Origin of the sequence: Novacetimonas maltaceti, from assembly GCF_002906255.1 — a bacterium.
In the GTDB taxonomy this organism is placed as follows: domain Bacteria; phylum Pseudomonadota; class Alphaproteobacteria; order Acetobacterales; family Acetobacteraceae; genus Novacetimonas; species Novacetimonas maltaceti.
In genome coordinates this window covers 1-4,936 of sequence record NZ_POTC01000096.1, presented here as the reverse complement: position 1 = coordinate 4,936, position 4,936 = coordinate 1, and the positions used below count along the sequence as shown (strand labels likewise).

Annotated in this window: 3 protein-coding genes and 1 pseudogene; 1 reads left to right on the top strand and 3 read right to left on the bottom strand. The window is 47.4% G+C overall.

The genetic code is table 11. From position 1 onward, the window contains the following. Window positions 1–49: 49 nt before the first annotated feature. From KMAL_RS15965 to KMAL_RS17040, 3 genes are all read right to left on the bottom strand, one after another. Window positions 50–403 (bottom strand): aldo/keto reductase, encoded by a 354-nt coding sequence (locus KMAL_RS15965; protein WP_338043513.1) that lies wholly within the window; start codon window positions 401–403, stop codon window positions 50–52. Between the two features lie 348 nt (window positions 404–751). Beyond that, window positions 752–1,528: a hypothetical protein gene (locus KMAL_RS17045; protein ID WP_146044253.1), complete on the bottom strand. Its 777-nt coding sequence runs from the start codon at window positions 1,526–1,528 to the stop codon at window positions 752–754. 424 nt (window positions 1,529–1,952) lie between these two features. Beyond that, window positions 1,953–3,215 carry a hypothetical protein gene (locus tag KMAL_RS17040; protein WP_146044252.1) on the bottom strand — a complete coding sequence of 421 codons (1,263 nt, stop codon included), beginning with the start codon at window positions 3,213–3,215 and terminating at the stop codon, window positions 1,953–1,955. Between the two features lie 317 nt (window positions 3,216–3,532). Between KMAL_RS17040 and KMAL_RS15955 the strand changes: the two are divergent. Beyond that, window positions 3,533–4,816, top strand: a pseudogene (locus KMAL_RS15955) (ParB/RepB/Spo0J family partition protein); the annotation flags it as partial. Window positions 4,817–4,936 lie beyond the last annotated feature (120 nt).

The window sequence follows — 4,936 nt, the reverse complement described above, 5'->3', positions numbered from 1 at the left end:
CCATCTGGTCCGGGGTTAACCCCGGACCAGATGGCCAACAGCAACGCCGTCAGAAGGGCGGCATAACAACAACCGGGTATAGCTTATCAAGCCCGCAAAACTGTCCGAACGGACGGGACCACCTCAAGTTGCCGCCCGGATCCCGCATCGCACCAAACTTGACGCTGACGAGGAATCTATCGCGAGGAATATCCCTGATCGCCTCACCGATCAGCATCTCGTTATGGCCCATGCCGTAGAAATCGCCGGTGTCGAGAAGCGTGACTCCGGCGTCCAGCGCGGCATGGATGGTAGCGATGCTTTCTTTCCGATCAGCAGGACCATACATGCCGGACATGCTCATGCACCCAAGACCGATTTCGGATACCTGAGGGCCGCCCTTACCAAGTTGCCGCAATTTCATACTTAAGAAAAGTCCCTATTTCTTGAGACAGACCCCTACCACACAGGCTATCTTTCGATAACCTCTCTTCCATGGAGCTTTTCGTCCTTTGGAACGGAACGAATTTTCCGTTTGATGGAACAAGCGGACAGGCAATAGTCGCCTCATCTCAGACATATAGTTGTTCAGATCGCTTTCCGCATAGCGGACACGGATAATGCGCATTCTTGTGGCCACTTTGAACCGGAAACGGATGCCCGCTTCCAGTTTAAATCTCGAAAAAATAGGCATAATCAGACTGTCGGCCTATCGTCGCAGTCGCCCACAGAAGGTCACCAAACTGAAGTCAATAAACCCATGAGAGCCAGATTAACGGATCAGGCCTAGCCGGTTTCCTCGACGGACATATCTCTGCCTCTGCCAGAGGTCTCCTGGACGGTTAGAATTGCAAATGCTGCGCTCAAGGAAAAAAAGGGGGTCTTGATCGTTCTGGGCGGCTGCCGGTGGATTAATTACCCACAACTCGAGGTATTCTGGACGCGCATCCTCAACATTCTGAATTTCTTCATCAAGAAGCGTGAGAAGATCGCCAGTAGTGAAGATATTGCCGGGCGCGAAGTTATGCGCCATGATCAAGGGATTGCGGGGCATGTTGTTCAGAATAAATACTGCATGATAAAAATTAAGCCGTCCGGAAACATAAAACAAAAGGTTTTTTATGTCCTTACGAATTGAATCTTCATTTGTAGAAATATTTCTCCGTTTTAATTCGACGGCACACCATTGTGACTCGAGACCCACCGGGTTGTGAAATAGGAGGTCTGGGATCTTCCAGTCCATGGCAATATTGTAATTGTCGCGTGCGGCGCCGGTGGTTTTTCCACTCTCCGACGTCAGAGTGATTGGATGTTGAACTGCGAGTTCATTGGGGAATTGACGATTAATGGCACGAGGAGAAAATCGCTTGCGGCATTGATGATAGAGTTCCGCATGGAAGTCTCTTTCGGAGAAAGTAAAGTAATCTAGGGGCATCGATCCAAGCGAAGTGAACAGGCAATTAACTGCGAATTGCGCAACGCGGTTGCCGATGGAGAGTAAGCCGTTAGCATCACGTTGATTGTGGGGAACTGGTGCGGGATTAAGCATTCACTTTCTAAGCCCATAATTTTTATGTTCAGATCATCATGCACAATGATATAGTTACGATTAGCCCTCAGATCTAGATCGCGTCGGATATGTAGCGCAGCATTAACATAAACTGAAATCTGCTGTTCCCCTTTGCCCCCAAATCCGTCTGTCCGCTCAAAGGAAACGCAACAGACAGACGGCAATCCCCCTTACATCAATCGTTTAATTGGCTCCGAGTTTTCCCCGAAGCCGTATATAAATACAATATACAGACATTCTGATCGTTATGGCCGACTTTATTTGTCGGTTAGTAAGTATCCTGATAAAGGGCAATAAAACACTCTCGCTCCGATCCTATAATGGGAGCACTTGTCGACGATCAGCTCAAGGTGTAATTATGGTGATAGAGTCGACACAATATCGGAATAACATCAGATATAAATCAAATAATATTTGTCCATGCATATCTTTCTGATAATGATTTTATCAAAGATGGCTGATTGAGAATTCTCATTGATTTCATGATTTCTTTTAGGATGTCTGTTTTGTAATACAATAAATGCTCAATATTACTTATCATCTTCCATTCTGTTTTATCTGAAATATATTCTTTATATTTTTCTTTTTGCCTATGAATATAACATTCGGAACCGTCACCTTCTCTTGCATAATAATAAAGCGCGTATAGGCATGAAATAAACTTAGGGTTTAAAAAAGAAGGCTTTACTTTTTCGTTATGTAGAAATTTTTCTAAACCGTTCCGCCTTAATTTACCAATTGCGCTATAATTATACATAGATGCAACATGATCACTTCGTAACCACAAATCCAAAAACTCAAAAAGACATTCCAAATCCAGTTCACGTAGCGGTATTTCGCTGCCAATATATGAACTAATTTCATAATGATTTGAAATTATGTTAATAGATTTACTTAGCTCATTTGAGCTTATGTTGTATTTTGACATCAAGTTATTTTTTAAACCTGAGTTTAATTCATTCACCCAATTTTCTTTCTTAGGTAAATCCCGTGCTAATTTTTCAAGTTGATGTCTTGACATATTTTTAGTAAATGTTCCTAAGCAGTACTCGTTATAGATCGTGTCATTTAAATCAAAGAGATTTTTCATATCAGATTGTAGTATGCGCGTATTATTATATAACCTAGTAATTTTTATTATTTGTACGTCTATTAAATGTTTTACAGATTCAGTGCTATACGCATATCTAAATGTCTGTCCTGTCGGATCGACCTCTCCAATTTCTAAAATAAATGGTTCTATTTTTTCTAACAGAAAACTATAGCGCTCATCATTTGAAATAGCTATACTCTTCATGGCATTCCATATTGATTTTAAATCATGGTGAGAAATATTTTTTTCAATTTCCGAGAGATCTTCAATTCTTTTTCTTGCAGTAGATATCATAATAATTGTTTCTGATATTCTTTTGAGCAAGATTTCGATAGCATGCCTTATACTAAAGCATATTGGATAAATAAAAGTGTCGATCCAATATTGACATTCGGAGCCCTCTTTTTCCTCGCAATTAAAAATTGTTTCCATTAGTTTTATTGCGGATTGAATATATCCATCATAGTATTGCTTGCTATCAACAATACCATTGTTCCCCACGCACGCATTATACAAATCTGTTTCAGAATCAAAGTGAATGACACCGAATGTCGGAAGTTTGTAACTATCCATTTTATACTCACTCGCGCTGATATTTTATTTTTATTCATAAATTTTTATAATTCCTATGTATTATACTCCTTTAATACCGCATAAACAGCTTGCCTTTTATAAAAAAACATCTTGGGTGTGAGTGACCGCTTTTGTCAATTAATTGCCCTAAACCCGACAGACAGCAATCCCCCCATTGCTGACATTTTTCTTCCGGGAAAGGGGAGAGCGGGCTGGCTTGGGGGCTGCCGTCAGAGTCAGAGGGCTGCGCGGATTTTCGTGACGGGTTGAGAGGATGGGAGAGAGTCTCCAGTCCGCCCGTCATGGAGTTTTTCGCCATGGCGACCGCTATTCCCAAAATCACCCTCAGTTCGTCCCGTGACATCCCGTTCAACCGGCTGGTGCTGTCCCAGTCCAACGTGCGGCGGGTAAAGTCCGGCCTGTCGATCGAGGAACTGGCCCGCGACATCGAGCGTCGCGGGCTGCTGCAGAGCCTGAATGTCCGTCCCGTCCTTGACGGCGAAGGGGTCGAGACCGGTATCTATGAAGTCCCGGCCGGTGGGCGTCGTTTTCGCGCCCTCGAACTGCTGGTGAAGCAGAAGAAACTGGTGAAGACGGCACCCGTGCCATGCGTGGTCCGCGAGGTTGGATCGGCCATTCTTGCCGAGGATGATTCCCTGGCCGAGAACGTCCAGCGCGTGGCCCTGCATCCGCTGGACCAGTTCCGCGCCTTCCGTGACATGCTGGAGAAAGGCATGTCCGAGGAGGAAATCGCTGCAGCGTTCTTTGTTGCACCGGCCGTGGTCAGACAGCGCCTGCGGCTGATGACCGTGTCCGACAAATTGCTCGATATCTACGAGCAGGACGGCATGAAGCTGGAACAGCTGATGGCCTTTTCCATCAGCGATGACCATGCCCGCCAGGAACAGGTCTGGGACATCGTGTCCCAGAGCCATAACCGTGAACCCTACGTCATCCGCCGCATGCTGACAGAAAAGACCGTGCGGGCCTCGGACGCCCGTGCCCGCTTCGTCGGGCTGGACACCTATCTTGCGGCGGGTGGCCACATCATGCGCGATCTGTTCGAGGCCGATGACGGCGGCTGGCTGCAGGATCCGGCTATTCTGGACCGGCTGGTCATGGAAAAGCTGCACGCAGCCGCCGAAGATATCCGCGCCGAGGGCTGGAAGTGGGTCGAAACCGCCCTGTCATTCCCATGGGGCCACACACGGCAGTTCGCGGAAATCGAAGGCGCGGAAGTACCACTGTCCGACGAAGAAACTGCTCGCCTCGAAGCCCTGCGCGCCGAGCAGGAAGCCATAGAGGCTGAATACGCCCGGGCCGACGAATATCCGGACGAGATTGATGCACGGCTGGGCGAGATCGAGCAGGCCATTCTTGCCCTGGAGGAACGGCCTCTGGCGTTCGATCCCGCTGAGATGGCGCGGGCAGGGGCCTTCGTCAGCCTCGACAGGGATGGCACGCTGCAGGCGGAGCGGGGCTTCGTGCTGCCCGAGGACATGCTGAGTGAGCCGGAAGCGACCGATGATGGGGGCAGCGCCGATCAATACGATCGCCCTGCATATGATGGACAGGACCGTGATAGCACAGGCCAAGGTGGAGGGATCGAAGAACCCTTGATTGATGTGCTTGGCCGGTAATTTCTGGGTTTTGGCGATTTGATTGACGGTTTTTGCGATGGCGTCCAGTCTGCGTTTTGAGCAGATTGGGAGTTGTCTCTC